Genomic DNA, 21,362 nt, shown 5'->3' on the forward strand with positions numbered 1-21,362 from the left:
GAGCAGGCACCCATGGTCCGTGAACTCACCCATTTCATCGGCGGCAAGCACACCACCGGATCCTCCGGACTCTTCACCGACGTGTACGACCCCAACACCGGCTCCGTCCAGGCCCGCGTCCCGCTCGCGGGGCGGGCCGACACCGAGGCCGCCATCGCGAACGCCGAGGAGGCGCAGGCCGACTGGGGGCAGTGGAACCCGCAGCGCCGCTCGCGCGTCCTGCTGCGCTTCCTCCAGCTGGTCGAGGGCGAACGGGACTCCCTCGCAAGGCTGTTGTCCTGCGAACACGGCAAGACCGTCGCCGACGCCCACGGTGACCTGCAACGCGGTCTGGAGGTGGTCGAGTTCGCCGCCGGCGTCCCGCACCTGCTGAAGGGCGAGTTCACCGACAACGCGGGCACCGGGATCGACGTGCACTCCCTGCGCTCACCGCTCGGCGTGGTCGCCGGGATCACCCCCTTCAACTTCCCCGCGATGATCCCCCTGTGGCAAGCCGCGCCCGCCCTGGCCTGCGGCAACTCCTTCATCCTGAAGCCCTCCGAGCGCGACCCCTCCGTACCGCTGCGCCTCGCCGAACTGTTCCTGGAGGCCGGGCTGCCGCCCGGCGTGCTCAATGTGGTCAACGGCGGCAAGGAAGCCGTCGACACCCTCCTGGAAGACCCGCGCGTGCAAGCCCTCGGCTTCGTCGGCTCCACCCCGATCGCCGCGCACATCTACGCCACCGCCGCGGCCCACGGCAAGCGCGCCCAGTGCTTCGGCGGCGCCAAGAACCACATGATCGTGATGCCCGACGCCGATCTCGACCAGGCCGTGGAGGCCCTCATCGGCGCCGGCTACGGCTCCGCGGGCGAGCGCTGCATGGCCATCGCCGTCGCCGTCCCCGTCGGCGAGGAGACCGCGAACGCCCTGGTCGGAAAGTTGAAGGAACGGATCGCCACCCTGCGGGTGGGCCGCTCCGACGACCCCGAGGCCGATTTCGGGCCGCTGGTCAGCCGGGACGCCCTCGACCGGGTGAACCGCTACGTCGGCATCGGAGCCACCGAAGGCGCCGAACTCGTCGTGGACGGCCGCGGGTTCACCCTGCCCGGACACGAGGACGGCTTCTTCGCCGGCGCCACCCTCTTCGACCGGGTGACCCCGCAGATGCGGATCTACCGCGAGGAGATCTTCGGCCCGGTGCTGTCCGTCGTACGGGCCGCCGATTACGAGGAGGCCCTGCGGCTGCCCACCGAGCACCCGTACGGCAACGGCGTCGCGATCTTCACGCGCGACGGCGACACGGCGCGCGACTTCACCCGCCGGGTGGGCGCCGGCATGGTCGGCGTCAACGTGCCGATCCCGGTCCCCGTGGCGTATCACACCTTCGGCGGCTGGAAGCGGTCCGGCTTCGGCGATCTGAACCAGCACGGCCCCGACTCGATCCGCTTCTACACCCGCACCAAGACCGTCACCTCGCGCTGGCCCTCCGGGGCCAAGGAGGGCGCGAGCTTCACCATCCCGACGATGGGATGAGCCCGGTGACCCTCACCCTCAGCCCCGATCAGCTCGCCCTCGCCGAAGTCACCCTCGACTTCGCCCAGGAGCAGCTCGGCCCGTACGCCGTCACCTGGGACCAGGACAAGCACTTCCCGCTGGACGTGATCCGCAAGGCGGCGGACCTCGGGCTCGGCGGCGTCTACGTCCGCGAGGAGCACGGCGGCAGCGGCCTCAGCCGCAGCGACGGCGTCCTCGTCTTCGAGACCCTCGCCACCGGTTGCCCCTCCATCGCCGGATACCTCTCCATCCACAACATGGTCGCCTGGATGATCGACCGGTACGGGGACGCGGACCAGCGGGCCCGCTGGCTCCCCGACCTGTGCTCCGCCCGGTCGCTGGGCAGCTACTGCCTGACCGAGCCCGGCGCCGGATCCGACGCGGCCCAGCTGCGCACCCGGGCCGAGCGCACCGGCGACGGCTACGTGCTGACCGGGGTCAAGCAGTTCATCTCCGGCGCCGGCGCCTCCGAGGTCTACATCGTCATGGCCCGCACCGGCGGGGAGGGCCCGGGCGGCATCTCCGCGTTCGTCGTCGAACGCGCGGATGCCGGGGTCTCCTTCGGTCCGAACGAGCGCAAGATGGGCTGGAACGCCCAACCCACCCGCCAGGTGGTCCTCGACGGGGTCCGCGTCCCCGCCGATCGGCGGCTCGGCGCCGACGGCGACGGCTTCCGCATCGCCATGAACGGCCTCAACGGCGGTCGCCTCGGCATCGCCGCCTGCTCCCTGGGCGGTGCGCAGAGCGCGCTGGACCGCAGCCTCGCGCACCTGGCCGACCGGGAGGCCTTCGGGGCCCGGCTGCTGGACGCCCAGGCCCTGCAGTTCCGGCTCGCGGACATGGCCACCGAGCTGGCCGCGGCCCGCGCCCTGGTCCGCCAGGCCGCCGACGCGCTGGACCGGGGCGACCCGCTGGCCCCGCAGCTGTGCGCGATGGCCAAGCGGTTCGCCACGGACACCGGCTACGCGGTCGCCGACCGGGCACTCCAACTCCACGGAGGTTACGGCTACTTGAGCGAGTACGGCATCGAGAAGATCGTCCGCGACCTTCGGGTCCACCAGATCCTGGAAGGCACCAACGAGGTCATGCGCATCATCGTCGCCCGCGGGCTCACGGAGGCCCTGCGATGAACCACGGATCCCCCGGGAACCACGACCAGGACCAGGACCAGGGCCACGTGCTCCTGCGGACCGAGGGCCACACCGGCTACCTCACCCTCAACCGCCCCAAGGCCCTGAACGCCCTCACCCACCCCATGGTGCTGCGCATCGACGAGGCGCTCGCCCGCTGGCAGCACGACCCGGACGTCACGGCCGTCGTCATCGAGGGCGCGGGTGAGCGCGGCCTGTGCGCGGGCGGTGACGTCCGCGCGATCTACGAGGACGCCCGCACGGGCGGCAGGGCCTCGGCCGACTTCTGGCGCGACGAGTACCGGCTCAACGCCCGCATCGCCCGCTACCCCAAGCCGTACGTCGCCCTCATGGACGGCATCGTCATGGGTGGCGGCGTCGGGATCTCGGCCCACGGCACCGTACGGATCGTCACCGAACGCTCCCGCGTGGCCATGCCGGAGACGGGCATCGGCTTCGTCCCCGACGTCGGCGGCACGTACCTGCTGGCGCTGGCGCCCGGGGAACTGGGCACCCACCTGGCCCTGACGGGGGCGCCGGTCGGGGCGGCGGACGCACTGCTCTGCGGACTGGCCGATCATTTCGTCCCCTCGGAGCTGCTGCCGCGGCTGGCGGCCGACCTGGCGCGGGCCTCCGTACACGAAGTGCTGGAACGGTACGTCGCTCCGGCTCCCGGTGGCACGCTCGACGGTGACCGCGAGTGGATCGACCACTGCTACGCGGCGGACACGGTGGAGGACATCGTGGAGCGCCTGCTCGACAGCGGCGCCCCGGCGGCGAAGGAGGCCGCAGCCACGCTGCGGGCCAAGTCGCCCACGGCGCTGAAGGTGACCCTGGCCGCCCTGCGCCGGGTGCGCGGGCTCGGCCCGTTGGAGCGGGCGCTGGAGCAGGAGTACCGGATCTCCTGCGCGGCGCTGTCCTCCCCCGATCTGGTGGAGGGGATCCGCGCACAGGTCATCGACAAGGACCGGAGCCCGCGGTGGTCGCCGCCCGCGCTGGCGGAGGTGGGTCCGGCGGACGTGGAACGGTACTTCGCCCCGCTCGGCGCGCACGAACTGGCCCTGACCCGTACGGATTCGACTCAGGAGGTGCCCTGGTGAGCAGGACCGTGGCGTTCGTCGGACTGGGCCACATGGGTGGCCCGATGGCGGCCAACCTGGTGAAGGCCGGACATCGTGTCCTCGGCTTCGACCTGGTGCCGGAGCTGCTGGCCAGCGCCGCCGCGACGGGGGTGGAGCCGGCGGTGTCGGCCGCCTCGGCGGCCGCCGCGGCCGACGTGGTGATCACCATGCTGCCGGCGGGCGCGCACGTCCTCGCCCTGTACGGGGAGGGCGGGCTGCTGGCCGCCGCGCGGCCCGGCACCCTCTTCGTCGACTGCTCGACCATCGACGTGGCCGACGCGCGGGCGGCCCACGAGGCCGCCGGGGCGGCCGGTCACCGGTCCCTGGACGCGCCCGTCTCGGGCGGGGTGGTCGGCGCGCAGGCGGCGAGCCTCACCTTCATGGCGGGCGGCGGCGCCGAGGAGTTCGCGGCGGCCGCGCCACTGCTCGGCGCGATGGGCAAGAAGGCCGTGCACTGCGGGACGGCGGGCGCCGGACAGGCCGCGAAGATCTGCAACAACATGATCCTCGCCGTCTCGATGATCGGGGTGAGCGAGGCCTTCGTCCTCGCCGAGAGCCTCGGCCTGGACCACCAGGCCCTCTACGACGTGGCCTCCACCGCCTCCGGCCAGTGCTGGGCCCTCACCGTCAACTGCCCCGTGCCCGGACCGGTTCCGAGCAGCCCCGCCAACCGTGACTACCTTCCCGGCTTCGCCGCCCCCCTCATGGCCAAGGACCTCGCCCTGGCGGCGAACGCCCTGCGGGCCGGCGGGGTGGAGGCGCCGCTGGGCCTGAAGGCCGCCGAGCTGTACGCCGACTTCGCCGCCGGCGAGGGCGCGGGCCTCGACTTCTCGGCGATCGTCCACACCCTGCGACCCCGGAACGGAACCCCCGCATGACCTACGAAACCATCCTGCTGGAGCGCAAGGGGCGGGTGGCCGTCCTCACCCTCGATCGGCCGGAGGCCCTCAACGCCCTCAACCTCCGGGTCATGACCGAGGTGGTGGCCGCCGCGGAGGAACTGGACCGTGATCCGGAGGTCGGCTGCATCGTCCTGACCGGCTCCGCGAAGGCCTTCGCAGCCGGCGCCGACATCAAGGAGATGCGGCCGCGCAGCTACATGGACATGTACCTCTCGGACTGGTTCACGGCCTGGGACCGGCTCGGGCAGGTCCGCACGCCCACCCTCGCGGCGGTTTCCGGCTACGCCCTGGGCGGTGGCTGCGAGCTCGCGATGATGTGCGACATCCTGCTCGCCGCGGACACCGCGAAGTTCGGGCAGCCCGAGATCAAGCTCGGGGTGATCCCGGGGATCGGCGGATCCCAGCGGCTCACCCGGGCCGTCGGCAAGGCCAAGGCCATGGAACTGTGCCTGACGGGCCGCACCATGGACGCGGTCGAGGCCGAGAGGGCGGGCCTGGTCTCCCGGATCGTCCCGGCCGACGAGCTGCTGTCCGAGGCCCTCGCGGTCGCCGAGACCGTCGCGGGGATGTCCAAGCCGGTCGCGATGATGGCCAAGGAGGCCGTGAACCGGGCCTTCGAGACCACTCTCACCGAGGGCGTCCGCTTCGAACGCCGGCTGTTCCACGCGGTCTTCGCCACCGCCGACCAGAAGGAGGGCATGTCCGCCTTCGTGGACAAGCGCCCGCCCCGCTTCAGCCACGGCTGAGGCAGTGCACGAACCGGGTACGGCGCGTGACTGCGCCGTACCCGGCCCGCGGCCGGCCGCGACGGCCGGCCGGCCGGCGCATTGTTCGGGGAACGTACGGATGGCGGCGCGCCCGCCGGGAGGGCGGGTCGGCGCGGTTAGCATCGTTGTTGCCAACCGCGGCTGAAGGGCAGTGATGACGGAGTCCAGGGGCCTCGTACTGATCGTCGAGGACGAGCGCCACATCTCCGACGTGCAACGCCTCTACCTGACCCGCGAGGGCTTCGGCGTCCACGTCGAGGCCGACGGCGGCGCCGGTCTCGCGGCCGCGCGGCGCATGCACCCGGTGGCGATCGTCCTGGACATCGGCCTGCCCGGCATGGACGGCATCGCCTTCTGCCGCGCCCTGCGGGACGCCGGCGACTGGACCCCGGTCCTGCTGGTCACCGCCCGCGGTGAGGAGGCCGACCGGATCCTCGGCCTCGAACTCGGTGCGGACGACTACCTGACCAAGCCGTTCTCGCCGCGCGAGCTGGTCGCCCGGGTCAAGACCGTACTGCGCCGGGCGGCGGGCCCGCCCGGACCGCCGCCCGGGGACACCGGCCGGCTCAGCGTGGACCCGGTCAGCCGCACCGTGCGCCGCGACGGCGAGCCGGTCGAGCTCACCGCCACCGAGTTCAACCTGCTCTCCCACCTCCTCCAGCACGTGGGCCAGGTCTTCACCCGCGAGCAACTGCTCGCCCAGGTGTGGGGGTACCCCGGCTACCGCGACACCCGCATGGTCGACGTCTTCGTCTCGCAGGTACGTGCCAAGCTCGGCGACGCGAGCCCGATCCGTACGGTCCGCGGCGTCGGGTACAGCGCGACGGCTCCCGGCCCGTGACCGGCCGCCCCCGCACCGGTCCGCGCCGTAGCTCCCTCGCCCGCAAGATCGTGGTGCTGACCACCCTGGTGGCGGCGCTCGCGGTGGCCCTGACCGGACTGATCGCCTGGCAGACCGCCGCGCACGGTGCCGAACAGCGTGAACGCGACCAGCTGACCCGTCAGGCGACGGTGCTCAGCCGGCTGCCGGCCGTGTCCGAGGCGCTCTTCACCGGCGCCCAGGTCCTGGCGGGGCCCAACGAGGTGCAGCTCGCGGTCATCGCCCCGGACGGCACCGTGAGCGGCACCGCCGGCCCTGCCGTCGACCGGAGGTCCAAGTCGGCCCTGCTGGCCGGGGACCCGGTCTCCACCACCGGCATCCTCGGTGGCCAGGAGGTACTGCTGGTGGGGCAGCCCGGCGTGCGCGGCGGCGGCGCCGTCGTACTGACCGAGCCGTACGCGGTCGTCACCGAGAACACGAGCCGGATCCGCCGCAACGTGATCGTCCCGCTGGTCGTCGGCATGCTCGGCGCGGCCCTGGCCGGAGTGCTCCTCGCCCGCCGCATCGCCCGTCCGCTGGTGACGGCCGCGCAGATCGCGCACCGGCTCGCCGACGGCGAACGCGGCGTACCGGCCCCGGTCGACGGGCCCCGGGAGACCGCGGACATCGGGCGCGCCCTCAACGTCCTGGACGGGGCGCTGGCCCACAGCGAGAACCGGCAGCGGGATTTCCTGCTCTCCGTCTCCCACGATCTGCGCACCCCGCTGACCGCGCTGCAGGGCTATGCCGAGGCGCTCGCCGACGGTCTGATCGAGCCGGAGCGGGTGCCCGAAGTCGGCTCCATCCTGGCGGAGGAGACCCGGCGCCTGGACCGGCTCCTCGGGGACCTGCTGGACCTGGCCCGGCTGGAGGCGGACGACTTCCGTCTGGACGTGGCTCCGGCCGACCTCCGCACGTTGGTCTCCGAAGCCGCCGCGTTCTGGACCGGGCTGTGCGCACGCCACGGCGTCGATCTCCGGCTCGAACGGCCGGAAGGGCCCGTCGTCGTCGCGACGGACGCCTTCCGGGTCCGGCAGCTGATCGACGGCCTGGTGCAGAACGCGCTGCGCGTCACGCCCGAGGGTGCACCCCTCGTCCTCGCCGTCCGTCCGGCCACCTCGGACGGCGGGGCCGAACTACAGGTCCGCGACGGCGGGCCCGGCCTCACCGACGACGACGTGCGCATCGCATTCGAGCACGGCGCCCTCCACGAGCGCTATCGGGGCACCCGCCCGGTCGGCAGCGGATTGGGGCTGGCCATCGCCCATCGTCTGACCGGCCGGCTCGGCGCCGGCATCCGCGTCGAGGGGCACGGTCCGGAGGGCGGCGCCTGCTTCACCGTCACCCTCCCGCCGGCACCCTCCGCCTGAAGGGCGCACCCTCCCGCTCGGGTGTGCCGGCGGCCCCTTACCTTCCCCGAACAATGCGCCCACGACCTCCTTACACACACCGCGCACAGTGGCCCCATGAACACTGAATCGGCCCGGCGACCGGGGCTGCTCCACCGGAGCGGGCGCTGGTGCGCCCGGCACGCCTGGCGGGTCGTCGCCCTGTGGGTACTGGCACTGGTCGGCCTCGGGCTCGCCAACCACACCTGGGGCGGCACCTACGCGGACAGCTTCTCCCTCCCCGGTACCAGCACCCAGACCGGCGCGGACCTGCTGACGGCCCACACCACCGCGTCCGGCGGCACCGCCTCCGCCCTCGTGATCACCTCCGACGAGGGTGCGGTCACCGATCACCGGGCGGCCGTCGAGACGGCCGTCGCCAACCTGGGCCGGCTTCCGGACGTCCTGTCGGTGGCCGACCCGCTCACCACCCCCGGGGCGGTCTCCGCAAACGGCCGGACCGCCCAGGTGACCGTCCGCTTCGACGGCAACCCGGCGAGCTTCGACCCCACCTACCTCGCTGAGGTCGACACCGCCGTCGAGCCGCTGCGCGCCGACGACGTCACCGTCGAGTACGGGGCCCCGCTCGGCCAGCTGGCCACCCCCAAGTCCGCCGACCGCGCCTCGGAGGCGATCGGTCTGGCCGTCGCCGTGCTCGTGCTGCTGATCGGCTTCGGCAGCGTCGCCGCCACCGGCCTGCCCCTGGTGACGGCCGTGATCGGCCTGTCCGTGAGCCTGGCCGGGCTCGGACTGCTCGCCGGGCACTTCGGCTTCGCCCAGGCCGCTCCGACCCTGGCCGCGATGATGGGCCTCGGCGTCGGCATCGACTACGCGCTCTTCCTCGCCACCCGCTACCGGGCCCTGCTGCACGCCGGAGCCGAACCCACCGAGGCGGTCGGCCGTACGGTGGCCACCAGCGGCCGGGCCGTGCTGGTCGCGGCCGCCACGGTGGCCATGGCCCTGGGCGGGCTGTGCGCCTCCGGCGTCGGCTTCATCGGCGCCCTCGGTGTCGCCGCCGGACTCAGCGTCCTCGTGGCCGCGGCCGCGTCCGTGACCCTGACCCCCGCCCTGCTCGGTCTGCTCGGCCGCCGCATCGACCGCCTGCACGTCCGCGAGCCGGTCGCGGAACCCACCGGTGAGGCGGACGTCTGGCAGCGCTGGGCCGTCAGGGTGAGCCGTCGCCCGTGGCTCTTCCTGGTCGGCGGCCTGCTCGTACTCGGTGCACTGGCGGTCCCCGTCGCGTCCATGCAGCTCGGCCACGTCGACGCAGGTGCCCAGTCCACCAGCAGGACCGACCGCCGCGCCTACGATCTGATCACCGAGGGCTTCGGCCCGGGGGCCAACGGCCCGCTCACCGTCGTCACCCACCTCGACAGCCGCCACGTCGAGAGCGAGGGCCTGCGCCAGGACCTCGCGGCGTCGCTCCGGCGCGAGCTGGCCGCCGTACCGGGCGTCGCCTCCGTCACTGCGCCGGTGCCCAGCCCCGACCGCGCCCTGCTCATCACCACGGTCGTGCCCACCACCGGCCCGCAGGACGCGGCCACCGCGGACCTGATCCACACCTTGCAGGACGAGACGGTGCCGCGGACGCTGTCGGGCACCGGAGCCACCGGCTACCTCACGGGCACGACCGCCGCCGCCCAGACCTTCACCGACACCCTCACCGCCAAACTGCCCCTGATCATCGCCGTGGTCGTCGCCGCCGCGTTCCTGCTGCTGCTGACCGTCTTCCGCAGCCCGCTGGTGGCGCTCAAGGCCGCCGTGCTCAACCTCTTCTCCATCGCCGCCGCCTACGGCGTGGTCGTCGCGGTCTTCCAATGGGGCTGGGGCGGGGCGCTGTTCGGCGTCACCGAGAAGGTGCCCGTCGAGTCCTACGTACCGATGATGATGTTCGCGATCGTCTTCGGGCTCTCCATGGACTACGAGGTCTTCCTGCTCTCCCGGATCCGCGAGACCTGGCTGAGTTGCCGGGACAACCACCGGGCCGTCGCCACCGGACTCGCCGCCACGGCCCGCGTCATCACCTGCGCGGCACTGATCATGACCAGCGTGTTCCTGGCGTTCCTGCTCTCCACCAACGTCGCCGTCAAGATGCTCGCGCTGGGCCTCGGCGTCAGCGTCATCATCGACGCCACCGTGGTCCGCCTGCTCCTGGTGCCCTCGTCCATGTACCTCCTCGGGCGCGCCAACTGGTGGCTCCCCGACTGGTTGGACCGGTTCCTTCCGCATCTCGACCCGGAAGGGCCCGCCGCCGGACCGGAGCCCCTTGCCGGGTACGATCCCGGATCGAATCCCCGATCGAATCCCGGACCGACTCCCGGACCTACTCCGGGATCTGACCCCGGTGCACCAGGCACCCCCGCACCCGATTTCACACCCGCACGAGGAGAACGGCGATGAAGCACCCCCTGACGAGGACCTGGGCCGCCCTGCGCCGCCGACCCGTCCTCACGGTCACGGTCGCCGTGGTCCTGCTGGCCGTCGTCGCCACCGGCGCGGCCGAGTACACGGTCCGCCACCGCATACACGACCGCGTCGCACGAGCGGCTCCCGGACTCGGTGACGACGTGGCAGTCGCCACGGCCGGCGACTGGGCCCTGTGGGACCTGGCGCACGGAAGCATTCCCCGGCTCGACATCAGCAGCGACGACGCCCGGGTGGGACGGCTCTCCCAAGTCCGCGTCCGGGCCCGGCTGGACGACGTCCGCCTCGGCGAAACGAACACGGTCGGCAGCACCCGCGCGGACGTGACGGTCTCCACGCAGTCCCTCGCCGCCGCGATCCGCAACGCCGTTCCGTCCGTGGCGGTGGCCGACGTCACCACCGACCCGGCCAAGGGGACGATCCTCACGGACGTCGGCCCGGGCGGCCTCGGGCGGCTGACGCTGCGTCCGGTGCTCGCGGACGGCAAGGTCACCCTCGGCGTCGACGGGCTCACCCTGTTCGGCCGCTCCGTCCCCACCTCCCGGCTCGGGATCGGTGCCGACGGGTTCGGCCCGCAGTCGGGCGCGCCGAAGGAGTACCCGCTCGGGCTCGCCGCCACCTCCGCCGAGGTCCGACCGGACGGCCTGCACGTCTCTTTGACCGGCGGCCCGAGCACCCTGCCCGACCACTGACACCCACCGCTCGACCGCGTTCGCCCGGAACGTTCCGCGCCCGCCCGGTGGCCGGATCACAGCAGATGAGGTCGCCGCGTCGGTCTTCAGCGCCGCGGCATCGTCGTGCTCCCGCTCGGCCTGACCCCAACTCCTCCGGGGGCCGGCGGCGACCCGGCTCCGGAACGGGCCCGCACGTACCGGGCGTACCGGTCGTACCGGTCGCTCCACCCGCTCTGGCGGGACTTGCGTCCGTCCATCGACCGCGCCGCCACCGGGGGTCGTGATCCGGCCAAGGAGGTGAGCGTGGAATCGCGGCAGGCCTTCGCCGAAGCTGCACAGTTCAAGCGCGCCTTGCAGGCAAAACCGACCCGCACGGTGCCCCGGAACGACGAGGACGCCGGCGATTTCGACGACCGCGATACGAACGACTTCGCGGCAGAGCTCGCATGGCTCACCCAAGCGGCAGCCGCCTACAGTAAGCTCGGCAGGGCGAGTTGAGAACTCCCGCCCGGTTTGCATCCCCCGTCAAACCGGGCGGGTATCCCGTTTCCCCCGCCGTTGCGGCGGCCGGACGGGTGATTCCCGTACTGGCCCGGCCCGCCCCTGCCCCGTCACCCGTGTCGGTCACCGGCCGCGAGTCGTTCGCGCCACCATTCCACGGTCGCCTTGACCTGCTCGTCGACGGGGGTGGCCCGGACCGCGAACGCCTCCTCGTAGGCGCGCGAACTCACGACGAACGGACGGTCGAACTGGTAGCGGACCTCCTTCAGTTCGCGGATCAGCGGGGAGAAGAGCGAGGCCGCGCCCACCACGGCGGACGGGAGCCCGCGCACGGCGACCGGTCCCGTTCCCGCCTGGGCGCAGAGCCGCTCGACCATCTCCCGCACGGACAGCGCCGGCTGGGTCGGGACGTGCCAGGCGCGCCCCCAGGCGCTCTCCTCGTCCGCGACTTCGACCAGTGTCCGGGCGACGTCGGGGAGGTAGGTCCAGCTGTGCGGGGCGTCCGGGTCCCCCAGCGTCGTGACCGGTTTGCCGCGCAGGAGCGGCGGCACGACCCGTGCGGCGAGGTGGCCGCCATCGGTGACGCCGGGTCCGAAGAAGTCCGAGGCGCGCACCTCGACCGCCCTGATCCGGCCCTGCTCGTGGAGTTTCCGCGCCTGCTCCCAGATCTCGGCCCGGACCCGCCCCTTGGTGCCGGTGGCCGCGAGCGGAAGGTCCTCGGTCAGGGGGCCGTCCACCGGGCCGTAGCCGTAGAGGTTCCCCAGCATGACCAGTACGGCCCCGGTCGCTTCGGCCGCGGCGCAGAGCGACGAGGCCAGCGACGGCCAGTCGGCCGCCCAACGCCGGTAGGGCGGTGCGGCGCAGCTGTGGATCGCCACCGCGCCCCGCGCGGCTTCGGTCAGCCGCCGGGTGTCCGTCGCGTCCAGCGCGACGTGTTCGATCCCGGGTTCCGGGCTTCGGCCTGATCTGGTGACGGCCCTTACGGTATGGCCCTGTTCGGCGAGGAGCCGAGCAGCGGCGGCTCCGGCGGGTCCCCAACCGATGACGACATGGAAGCTCACGTGCGCACCCTAGCGCGGGTGACCGGCGCCCCCTTCTGCGGAGCACGTCTCCCGGCCAGCGCCGGGGCGCGAAACGCCGGACACTGGGGACATGAGCGGCACACCCACCGATGCCACCACCGACGCCCCCGACGAGGGGCCGGCGAGCGGTCCGGCCAACGGGCCCGCGGTCTCCCGCCGGGAGTTCGACGCACTGTTCACGTCGGTCCGTACGTGGGGCCGGTGGGCGGCGGCGGACCGCGGGGCCTGGAACGGGGTGACGGCGGAACACGCGCGCAGGGCCACCGCCGCGGTCCGGGACGGGACGGTCGTTCCGATGGGACGGCCCTGGGACACCCGCCCCGGCCCGGACAACGCGAGGCCCGCGCTGCACTACATGTCCGACCTCGGCGACGTGCAGGCCCCGGAGCCGTCCGTCCACAAGGACTTCCTGGCCGCGGACTACCACGGCAAGGCCGTGACGCACCTGGACGCACTGTCACACGTCGCCTACCGAGGGCAACTGTACGACGGGCGCTCGGCGCGCGAGCACGTCGGTGCGGCCGGTGTCCGCTTCGGCGCCGTATCGGCGCTCGGCCCCCTGGTCACGCGGGGCGTCCTGATCGACCTGCCCGCCGTGCTCGGGGTCGAATGGCTCGAACCGGGCCATGCGGTGCACGCACGGGACCTCGTCGCCGCGGAGGAGGCGCTCGGAGTGAGCGTCGGGGGCGGCGACGCGGTGCTGCTGCGCTCCGGGGCCCTGCGTCGACGCCGGGAGCTCGGCCCGTGGGACCCCGACGCGGCGAGCGCGGGGTGGCACGTGCACGCCGTACCGCTGCTGGCCGAGCGCGCCGTCGCGCTGCTGGGCGGCGACGGGGACAGCGACGTACGACCTTCGCCGGTCGAGGGGCTGCACTCCCCCGTCCACGCGCTCGCCGTTGCGGCGATGGGGGTGCCGCTGCTGGACAACCTCGACCTCGAACCGCTCTCGGCCGCGTGCGCCGAAGCGGGCCGTTACGCGTTCCTGCTCGTCGTGGCACCGCTGAACGTCCCCGGCGGAACGGGCTCGCCCGTCAATCCGGTCGCGATCCTGTGACGCCCGCGCCCGCTGATCACTTCGCTCCCTTACTCATCGCCGAATCGTGAGGAATATACTCAAATCCTGTGATCGAGGGCGCTCCGGTGAGGGGACGTGATGCACATGGGGGTCGTCGGGGACCGCATCGGCCCCGTGCGCTTCCGTGACCGATTCCTACAGGGCGAGTCGGTCGAGGGAAGCGTGAGAAGTCCGATCCTGAGTTCGTGGCAGCGCAGCCGTCTGCTGGGGCTGTCGCCGGACCAGTCCGAGCTGCCCTTCCGGGAGGACTTCGACGTGGACGGTCCGCTGCTGCGCGCCGCCGAGCCGGTGCTCGACCGGCTCCAGGCCATTTTCGCGGGCAGCCAGACGAACATCTGCCTCGCCGACGGTTACGGCATGGTGCTCGCGCGCCGCTTTGGCGAGAAATCGATGGTCCGCCGTCTCGCGCCGATCCAGACCGTCCCGGGGTTCGTCTTCGCCGAACAGGTCGCCGGGACGAACGGCATCGGCCTCAGCCTCGCGGAGCGGCGACTCTGCCAGGTCTACGGCGCCGAGCACTTCGCCGAGCGGGCCCAGTCGAGCGCTTGCACCGCGATCCCCCTGCGCGACCAGCTCAGCGGACACATCCAGGGCGTCCTGTGCCTCGGCTACCCCTACACCGAGGCCGACCCGGCGCTGATCCCCGTGGTGCGCAAGGCGGCCGAAGCCATCGAGCGGCGGCTGATGGACCAGAGTTCGGCGCGCGAGCACGGCCTCCTGCAGGCCTATCTCGACACCGCGAGCCTCGCCCTGAGCAGCGAGCACGGCCTCGACGGGCACCCCGTCGCGATGGCCGACTTCCTCCAGAGCGAGCTGGAGCAGAGCGACCAGGCGACCCTGAAGGAGAAGGCCACGGAGCTTATGTCCGGGGACCGGCGGGCCGCCGCGGAGGTGCCCCTGTCCCGCGGCCGGTGGGTCACGCTGGTCAGCCGCCCCGTGACGAGCGCCGCCGGAGTGGAGGGCGTCGTCGTCGAGGCACTGCTCCCCGAGGACACGGAGCGGCACGCCCCCGCCCCCACCCACCCCCACGCCCCCGCTGCGCTGCCGACCGCGCTCGGCCCCGGCGTCACCCCCGGTCCGGGTCCGGCGACGGTCCGCGCACGCGGCGCACCGCTCGCCGGGCGCCCCGCCGGGGAGGCCGCCCGGGCGTTCGCCGGCGGCCCAGCCCAGGGTCGGGTCAGAGGGCTGGTGCTGGTGGGCGAGCCCGAGGTCGGCAAGTACGCCGTCGCAGCGCGCCGGCGCCTGGAGTTGCTGGCCGAGGCGAGCAACCGCATCGGCACCACGCTGGACGTGAGCCGCACCGCCTGGGAGCTCGCCGAAACGGCCGTCCCCAGGTTGGCCGACTTCGTCACCATCGACCTGCCCGGGGGCGTACTGCTCGGGGAGGAGTCCCCCCATCCCACCACCGAGATGCACCGCACCGTGGTCCACGGCATCCGCGAGGACTGCCCCTTCTACCCGGTCGGCACGCAGGTCAGCCTGCGGCCCACCACGCCCCACATGCGCTGCATCGCCACCCGCCAGCCGGTGCTCGAACAAGACCTGAAGGCCGCCTTCGGCTGGATCGCCCAGGACCCCCAGCACGCCGAACTGCTCCTCGCCCACAACGTCCACTCCCTCATCACGGTCCCCCTGCTCGCCCGTGGGGCCGTCCTCGGCGTCGCGAGCTTCTACCGCTCGCAGGACCCGGCCCCCTACGGGGACGACGACCGCTCACTGGCCCAGGAGCTCGCCGCCCGCGCCTCGCTCTGCATCGACAACGCCCGCCGCTACACCCGCGAGCACACCCTCGCCCTGTCCCTGCAGCGCAGCCTGCTCCCCCGAGGCCTGCCCGAGCAGAGCGCCGTCGAAGTCGCCCACCGCTACCTGCCCGCCGAGTCGGGCGTGGGCGGCGACTGGTTCGACGTCATCCCCCTGTCCGGGACGAGGGTGGCCCTCCTCGTCGGCGACGTCGTCGGCCACGGCCTGCACGCCGCCGCCACCATGGGCCGGCTGCGCACCGCCGCCCGCAACTTCGCCGAGCTGGAACTGGCCCCCGACGAGCTCCTCACCCATTTGGACAACCTGATGGTGCGCCTCGACCGCGAGGAGGGCGGGGACGGTCCCGGCTCCGGCAGCACCGGCATCGTGGGCGCCACCTGCCTGTACGCCATCTACGACCCCACCTCCCAGCAGTGCACGATGGCCCGGGCCGGCCACCCTCCGCCCGCGCTGGTCCAGCCCGACGGCACCGTGTCCCTCCTCGACCTGCCCGCAGGGCCCCCGCTCGGCCTCGGCGGCCTGCCCTTCGAGTCGGTCGAGATCCGGCTCCCCGAACACAGTCAGCTCGTCCTCTACACCGACGGGCTCATGAAGGACCGCCACCGCGACGTCGACGTGGCCCTCGACGCCCTGCACCGAGCACTGGCGCACCCGGACCGGGCGCCTGAGGAAACCTGTGACGCCGTCCTCGATGCCGTGGCGCCCGAGCACCCCGCCGACGACATCGCGCTGCTGGTCGCCCGCACCCACGCCGTACCCCAGGACCGGATCGCCTCCTGGGAGCTGGCCGCCGATCCGGCGCTCGTCTCCGAGGTGCGCGCCGCTTCCGTGAGCCAACTGAACCGGTGGGGGCTGGAGGAGTCCGCGTTCGCCACGGAACTGCTGCTCAGCGAGCTGGTCACGAACGCCGTCCGGTACGGGACCGCACCCATCTGGGTGAGGCTCATCCACGATCGCAACCTGATCTGCGAGGTGCACGACGCCAGCAGCAGCGCCCCGCGCATGCGCCTGTCGGCCACCACCGACGAGGGCGGCCGCGGCCTGTTCCTCGTCGCCCAGCTCGCCCAGTCCTGGGGCACCCGCTACACCACCGACGGCAAGGTCATCTGGGCCGAGTGCACCCTGGCCGCGGCATGACCCCCGAACCCCCGCCGTTCGGCCAATGGGGTCAGACAGCGCGCCGATATGCCGGTAATGCACCGCCATGCCCCCGTAGAGTGCCCGTACCGTCGGGAAGAACTCGGAGGCCGACCCCCGGAGAAGTCCGTGCATGACGCTCCCGACACCTGGGCGAGCCCACCCTCGCGGTCCGGTGCCCCACCACTCGTCCGCGTGCGCGGCCTGAGCAAACGGTTCGGCGGCACGCTCGCGCTGGACTCGGTCGACCTCGACATCCGGCGCGGCAGCGTCCTGGCCCTGCTCGGCCCCAACGGAGCCGGAAAGTCCACTCTCATCAAGGTGCTCGCCGGGGTGCACCGGGCCGACACGGGCGAGGTCACGGTGGCCGGCCATCCCCTCGCCAGCCACGCCGCGACCCGGAACATGTCCTTCATCCACCAGGACCTCGGGCTCGTCCCGTGGATGACGGTGGCCGAGAACATCGCCCTGGGACCGGGCTATCCCCGTCGCCTCGGGCTGATCTCCTGGCGGCGGACCCGCGAGCACTGCGACGAGGCCCTGCGGATCGTCGCCGGGCACCTGGACGCCGACGCCCCGGTCGCCCGCCTCGGCCCCGCCGAGCGCTCGCTCGTCGCCATCGCCCGCGCCCTCGCCACCCGGGCCGAGCTCATCGTGCTCGACGAGCCGACCGCCACCCTGCCGGCCGCCGACTGCGCGCGGCTCTTCGACGTGCTGCACACCCTGCGCGACCGCGGCCACGGCATCCTCTACGTCAGCCACCGGCTCGACGAGGTCTACCGGGTCGCCGATGCCTTCGCCGTGCTGCGGGACGGCCGGCTGGTCGACCGGGGCCCGCTCGCCGGCCACGGCCCCGACCGGCTGGTGCGCGCGATCGTGGGCCACGCACCGGCCGGACGCGTGCCCGCCGCTCCCCCCGCCGCCGGCGCGCCCCTGCTGAGCCTCGACGGGGTGCGGACCGTGTCCACCGCAGGGGTGAGCCTGGACCTGCGCGCCGGCGAGGTCCTCGGCATGGTGGGCCTGACCGGCGCCGGCCACATGGAGCTGGGCCGCGCCCTCGCCGGCGCCCTACCGATCCTCGGCGGTCGGGTGCTGCTCGACGGCCGGCCGTACCGCCCGCGTACGGTCCACTCCGCACTCGACTCCGGCGTCGGCTTCGTGGCGGCCAACCGTCAGGAGGAGGGCTGCGCCGCCGACCTGACCGTACGGGAGAACTTCTTGGCGAACCCGCGCGCGTCCGGCGCCCCGGCGACTCACTGGATCAGCCCCCGCCGCGAGCGCGCCCGGGCCACCGCCCTGATCGACCGGTTCTCGGTGCACCCCCGCGACAGCGAGGTGCCGATCGCCACCCTGTCCGGCGGCAACCAGCAGAAGGTCATGGTCGGCCGTTGGCTCCGGGGACACCTGCGCCTGCTCGTCCTGGAGGAACCGACCGCCGGTGTGGACGTCGGCGCCAAGGCGACCATCCACCGGCTGCTCGACGACGCGCTGGCCTCGGGCCTGGCGGTCCTGCTCATCTCCACCGATTTCGAAGAGGTCGCGGACGTGTGCCATCGCGCCCTGGTGTTCGTCCGCGGGAGCGTGAGCGCCGAGCTGAGCGGTGCGGCCCTCACCGTCGCCGAACTCACCCGAACCGCCTCGGCCATGCCCGCGATCACCGGACCCACGACGGACCGATGACCATGGCCCCTTCCTCTTCCCCGCCGCCCCCGCCCGCGCCGTCGCCTTCTCGTCCGTCCTCGCCGCGGTCCCTGCTGGACCACCTGCGGGGTCACCACCTCGGCACTTACGGCCTGCTGATCCTCGCCGTCCTGCTCTTCCTCGTCTTCTCCCTCGTCCTGCCGGACACCTTCCCCACCCGGGACAACGTCTCCTCAATCCTGTCCAACCAGTCGATCCCGGCCATCCTGGCCCTCGGCGCGACCATCCCCATCGCCACCGGCAAGTTCGACCTGTCCATGGGCTACGGCCTCGGCCTGGCCCATGTGATGGTGATGCAGCTCATCGTCAACACGGGCTGGCCCTGGCCGCTCGCCTGCCTCACCGTGGTCCTCGGCGGGGCACTGGTCGGCGTCCTCAACGGCGTCATCGTCGAGTACGTGCGGATCGACTCCTTCATCGCCACCCTCGGCACCGGCAGCATGATGTACGCCGTCACCGGCTGGATCACCGACGGCTCCCGGATCGTCCCCGGCCCGGACGGCCTGCCCGCGGCCTTCACCGGCCTCTACGACTCCCGGTTCCTCGGCCTGCCGCTCCCCGCCTACTACGTCCTGGCCCTCGCGGCCGCCCTCTGGGTGGTCCTGGAACGGCTGCCGCTCGGCCGGTACATGTACGTCATCGGCTCCAGCCGGCGCACCGCCGACATCATCGGCATCCCCAGCCACCGGTACTCCGTCTACGCCTTCGCCGGATCGGGCCTGGTCACCGGCCTCGCCGGGGTCCTCCTCGCCGCCCAGCAGCAGACCGGCAACCCGAGCGTCGGGCTGGACTACCTGCTGCCCGCGTTCGTCGGCGCCCTGCTGGGGTCCACCACGATCAAACCCGGCCGCGTCAACGCCCTCGGCACCGTCGTGGCGGTCGCCGTCCTCGCCATCGGCCTCGCCGGCATCGGCCAGCTCGGCGCCGACTTCTGGGCCACGCCGCTGTTCAACGGCGCCACCCTGCTCATCGCCGTCGGCCTGGCCGGCTACTCCGCCCGGCGCCGGCTGCGCACCCCCTAGGAAAGTTCGTACGCGTACCGCGTCAGGAGCACCGTGTACCCGAAGGCCCCGTACCCACCGTCGCACCCGCACCGCAGGACCACCCTCACGACCGCGGCCCTGCTGGCAGCGGTCTCCGCCCTCCTCGCCGGCTGCGGGAACGGCGGCCCGGCCACCGGCGCCGCGCCGCCCGGGGCCGGCTGTCCGGCGGCCCTCGCGAGCGCCAGGGCGGCCGTCGCGCGGGCCGAGAACACCGACACCGCGTGGCACGGCCCCACCACCGGCCCCGCGGCGGTCCCCGACAAGTCGATCGTCTACGTCGCGCAGACCATGACCAATCCCGGTGTCGCGGGCGTCGCGAAGGGCGTCGAGGAGGCCGCGAAGGCCATCGGCTGGCAGGTGCGGGTGATCGACGGGGACGGCACCCCGGCCGGCATCCAGGCAGCACTCAGCCAAGCCATCACCGTACGGCCTTCGGGCATCGTCATCGGCGGCTTCGATCCCCAGCTGACCTCGCAACAGATGGCGCGGGCCGAAGCGGCGCACATCCCCGTGATCGGCTGGCACGCGGTGGGCTCCCCCGGCCCGAGCGAGCGACCGAAGCTGTTCACCAACGTCACCACCAAGGTGGAGGACGTGGCGAGGATCAGCGCGGACTGGATCATCGCCCGGTCCGTGGGCGATGCCGGAGTCGTCCTCTTCACCGACGACTCGATCCCGTTCGCGAAGAACAAGGCGGAGCTGATCCGCAAGGAGCTCGCCACCTGCTCCGGCGTCCGGCTCCTGAGCTACGAGAACATCCCCATCCCCGACGCCGGGATCCGCACCCCGCAGGCGGTCTCCTCCCTGCTCTCCCGCTTCCATGACGATTGGACGTACTCCGCCGCCATCAACGACCTCTACTTCGCGGACGCGGCCCCGGCCCTGCGCGCGGCGGGCAAGCCGGGCTCCGGTCCGCCCTTCAACATCGGCGCGGGCGACGGCGACCCGTCCGCCTTCCAGCGGATCAACAGCGGGCAGTTCCAGGCCGCCACCGTGCCCGAGCCGCTGAACCAGCAGGGCTGGCAGATCATCGACGAGTTCAACCGGGCCTTCGCCGACCGGCCGGCCAGCGGCTACGTGGCTCCCGTGCACATCGCCACGGCCGACAACAGCGAGGGCGCCACGTCCTGGGACCCGTCCGGCTACCGCGAGGGGTACCGCAGGATCTGGGCGGGCTGACGACACCGCGCAGGGGGCACCGCCCCCCTGCGCGTCGCGTGTCACTGGTACGGGTCGAAGGGGATGCCCGCCGGCTTGGCCTCCGCCAGGTGCGAGGCGAAGGAGCCGTCCTTCAGACCGAAGTGCGCACTGCCGAAATCGGCCTGGGTGAGCTTGTCCCGCACGGTCGCCGGGTAGCCCGACCAGCCGACGAGGGTGGGGAACTGCCAGGCGCGGCGGTGGTTCTCGGGCGGTTCGTCGTTGGTGTTCGCGGCGCGGAAGCAGTGCGTGCCGATGCCGTCCTTGTGGTAAACGATCTTGGGGTGGTTGCCGTCCCAGCGGATCTGGTCGCGCGAGTGGATGTTGAAGTCCCCGTGGGCGGAGGTCGCGACGTACTTGGCCTCGTTGCCCTGGATCCACACGACCACGTGCTCCCAGTCGTGGCGGTGGCCGCCGAGCTCGATGCCGGGCAGGGCCTGGTCCTTCTCGAAGTAGAGCGCGTACATGACGGCGCACCAGCCGTTGTTGCAGGCCCAACGGGAGTAGCCGTTGGTGTTGTCGAGGTCCGAGGAGTCCCGGCAGCTGCCGCTCAGGGCGCCGGTGGGTTTGAGTCCGCCGTTCAGCACCCCGCTCGCACTGATGGCGGGTGTCGGGTAGCAGCCGTCGGTGTCGTAGTCGTACGCGGGCTGGTAGGCCAGCTCGATCGCTTCGGCCCTACCGGGAAGCGCCGGGGGCGGTGCCGCGAAGGCCACTTGGGGAACGGCGACGACCACCGCGAGGGCAGCACCGACTACCACCATCGATCTCCGGATGTGACGGTTCGTCCGCAAAACAGGCCTCCTGGCCGACCGGGTGCGAGGGGGGTGGACGCATCGCGACGGAGCACCGCCGACCGACGCGCCGCGAGCATCATTCGCGAACCGGGGCGACACGGCAAGGGGCCGGACAGACTCCGTTCCTTGCGTACCGAAGGACCAGGAAAGCCTCGCACGAAAGCAATTTGACGAAATGTCAGATGCTATCGGAGTCGGGCGCCGCCGGCGGGGGGTGCCGTCAGTTGAGGTGAATGCCGCCACCGCCCTCACCGCGCCGGTGCGGCCGTCGAG

The 21,362-nt window shown here is 72.8% G+C and carries 17 protein-coding genes; 15 read left to right on the plus strand and 2 right to left on the minus strand.

The features are described 5' to 3' along the window. Positions 1-12 precede the first annotated feature (12 nt). The 10 genes from ACIQK6_RS04610 to ACIQK6_RS04655 all read left to right on the plus strand — a co-directional run bounded on the left by ACIQK6_RS04610 (position 13) and on the right by ACIQK6_RS04655 (position 11,296). The gene (locus tag ACIQK6_RS04610; protein WP_402694308.1) at positions 13-1,512 is read left to right on the plus strand and encodes a CoA-acylating methylmalonate-semialdehyde dehydrogenase; all 1,500 of its coding nucleotides are present in this window, start codon (positions 13-15) and stop codon (positions 1,510-1,512) included. Continuing rightward, on the plus strand, positions 1,509-2,663 hold the full coding sequence (locus tag ACIQK6_RS04615) for an acyl-CoA dehydrogenase family protein (protein ID WP_402694309.1): 1,155 nt from the start codon (positions 1,509-1,511) through the stop codon (positions 2,661-2,663). Before ACIQK6_RS04610 ends, ACIQK6_RS04615 begins: the two co-directional genes overlap by 4 nt. Beyond that, the gene (locus tag ACIQK6_RS04620) at positions 2,660-3,763 is read left to right on the plus strand and encodes an enoyl-CoA hydratase/isomerase family protein (protein ID WP_402694310.1); all 1,104 of its coding nucleotides are present in this window, start codon (positions 2,660-2,662) and stop codon (positions 3,761-3,763) included. The genes ACIQK6_RS04615 and ACIQK6_RS04620 overlap by 4 nt, the downstream gene beginning before the upstream one ends. Then, complete coding sequence (gene mmsB / locus ACIQK6_RS04625) at positions 3,760-4,662, plus strand: 3-hydroxyisobutyrate dehydrogenase (protein WP_402694311.1); 903 nt, start codon at positions 3,760-3,762, stop codon at positions 4,660-4,662. Before ACIQK6_RS04620 ends, mmsB begins: the two co-directional genes overlap by 4 nt. Continuing rightward, positions 4,659-5,432 carry an enoyl-CoA hydratase gene (locus ACIQK6_RS04630; protein ID WP_329095624.1) on the plus strand — a complete coding sequence of 258 codons (774 nt, stop codon included), beginning with the start codon at positions 4,659-4,661 and terminating at the stop codon, positions 5,430-5,432. Before mmsB ends, ACIQK6_RS04630 begins: the two co-directional genes overlap by 4 nt. Before the next feature lie 175 nt (positions 5,433-5,607). After that, the gene (locus tag ACIQK6_RS04635) at positions 5,608-6,294 is read left to right on the plus strand and encodes a response regulator transcription factor (RefSeq protein ID WP_329095626.1); all 687 of its coding nucleotides are present in this window, start codon (positions 5,608-5,610) and stop codon (positions 6,292-6,294) included. After that, positions 6,291-7,682, plus strand: coding sequence for a histidine kinase dimerization/phospho-acceptor domain-containing protein (locus ACIQK6_RS04640; RefSeq protein ID WP_402694312.1), 1,392 nt, complete (start codon positions 6,291-6,293; stop codon positions 7,680-7,682). Before ACIQK6_RS04635 ends, ACIQK6_RS04640 begins: the two co-directional genes overlap by 4 nt. Before the next feature lie 96 nt (positions 7,683-7,778). Further along, a complete protein-coding gene (locus ACIQK6_RS04645) occupies positions 7,779-10,100 on the plus strand; it encodes an MMPL family transporter (protein WP_329095630.1) in 2,322 nt (773 codons plus the stop codon). Further along, positions 10,097-10,816: a DUF2993 domain-containing protein gene (locus ACIQK6_RS04650; RefSeq protein ID WP_402694313.1), complete on the plus strand. Its 720-nt coding sequence runs from the start codon at positions 10,097-10,099 to the stop codon at positions 10,814-10,816. The genes ACIQK6_RS04645 and ACIQK6_RS04650 overlap by 4 nt, the downstream gene beginning before the upstream one ends. 285 nt (positions 10,817-11,101) lie before the next feature. Next, positions 11,102-11,296 carry a DUF6545 domain-containing protein gene (locus tag ACIQK6_RS04655; RefSeq protein WP_402694314.1) on the plus strand — a complete coding sequence of 65 codons (195 nt, stop codon included), beginning with the start codon at positions 11,102-11,104 and terminating at the stop codon, positions 11,294-11,296. Between the two features lie 113 nt (positions 11,297-11,409). Here ACIQK6_RS04655 and ACIQK6_RS04660 read toward each other — a convergent pair whose 3' ends face one another. Further along, positions 11,410-12,360, minus strand: coding sequence for an NAD-dependent epimerase/dehydratase family protein (locus tag ACIQK6_RS04660; RefSeq protein WP_329095634.1), 951 nt, complete (start codon positions 12,358-12,360; stop codon positions 11,410-11,412). Positions 12,361-12,451: 91 nt separating this feature from the next. Here ACIQK6_RS04660 and ACIQK6_RS04665 point away from each other — a divergent pair, with 91 nt between their 5' ends. The 5 genes from ACIQK6_RS04665 to ACIQK6_RS04685 all read left to right on the plus strand — a co-directional run bounded on the left by ACIQK6_RS04665 (position 12,452) and on the right by ACIQK6_RS04685 (position 20,277). Next, positions 12,452-13,435: a cyclase family protein gene (locus ACIQK6_RS04665; protein WP_402694315.1), complete on the plus strand. Its 984-nt coding sequence runs from the start codon at positions 12,452-12,454 to the stop codon at positions 13,433-13,435. Positions 13,436-13,540: 105 nt separating this feature from the next. Then, entirely contained in the window at positions 13,541-16,354 is a 2,814-nt protein-coding gene (locus tag ACIQK6_RS04670; RefSeq protein ID WP_329107410.1) for a SpoIIE family protein phosphatase, read from the plus strand. A 129-nt stretch (positions 16,355-16,483) separates the two neighbouring features. Beyond that, entirely contained in the window at positions 16,484-18,034 is a 1,551-nt protein-coding gene (locus ACIQK6_RS04675; protein ID WP_329095636.1) for a sugar ABC transporter ATP-binding protein, read from the plus strand. 2 nt (positions 18,035-18,036) lie between these two features. Then, positions 18,037-19,077, plus strand: a complete 1,041-nt coding sequence (locus ACIQK6_RS04680; RefSeq protein WP_402694519.1) for an ABC transporter permease — start codon at positions 18,037-18,039, stop codon at positions 19,075-19,077. Between the two features lie 99 nt (positions 19,078-19,176). Then, positions 19,177-20,277, plus strand: a complete 1,101-nt coding sequence (locus ACIQK6_RS04685; protein ID WP_329107412.1) for a substrate-binding domain-containing protein — start codon at positions 19,177-19,179, stop codon at positions 20,275-20,277. Positions 20,278-20,318: 41 nt separating this feature from the next. Here ACIQK6_RS04685 and ACIQK6_RS04690 read toward each other — a convergent pair whose 3' ends face one another. After that, complete coding sequence (locus ACIQK6_RS04690) at positions 20,319-21,056, minus strand: NPP1 family protein (RefSeq protein WP_402694316.1); 738 nt, start codon at positions 21,054-21,056, stop codon at positions 20,319-20,321. Positions 21,057-21,362: the final 306 nt, after the last annotated feature.

Origin of the sequence: Streptomyces sp. NPDC091682 (genome assembly GCF_044756625.1) — a bacterium.
In the GTDB taxonomy this organism is placed as follows: Bacteria; Actinomycetota; Actinomycetes; order Streptomycetales; family Streptomycetaceae; genus Streptomyces.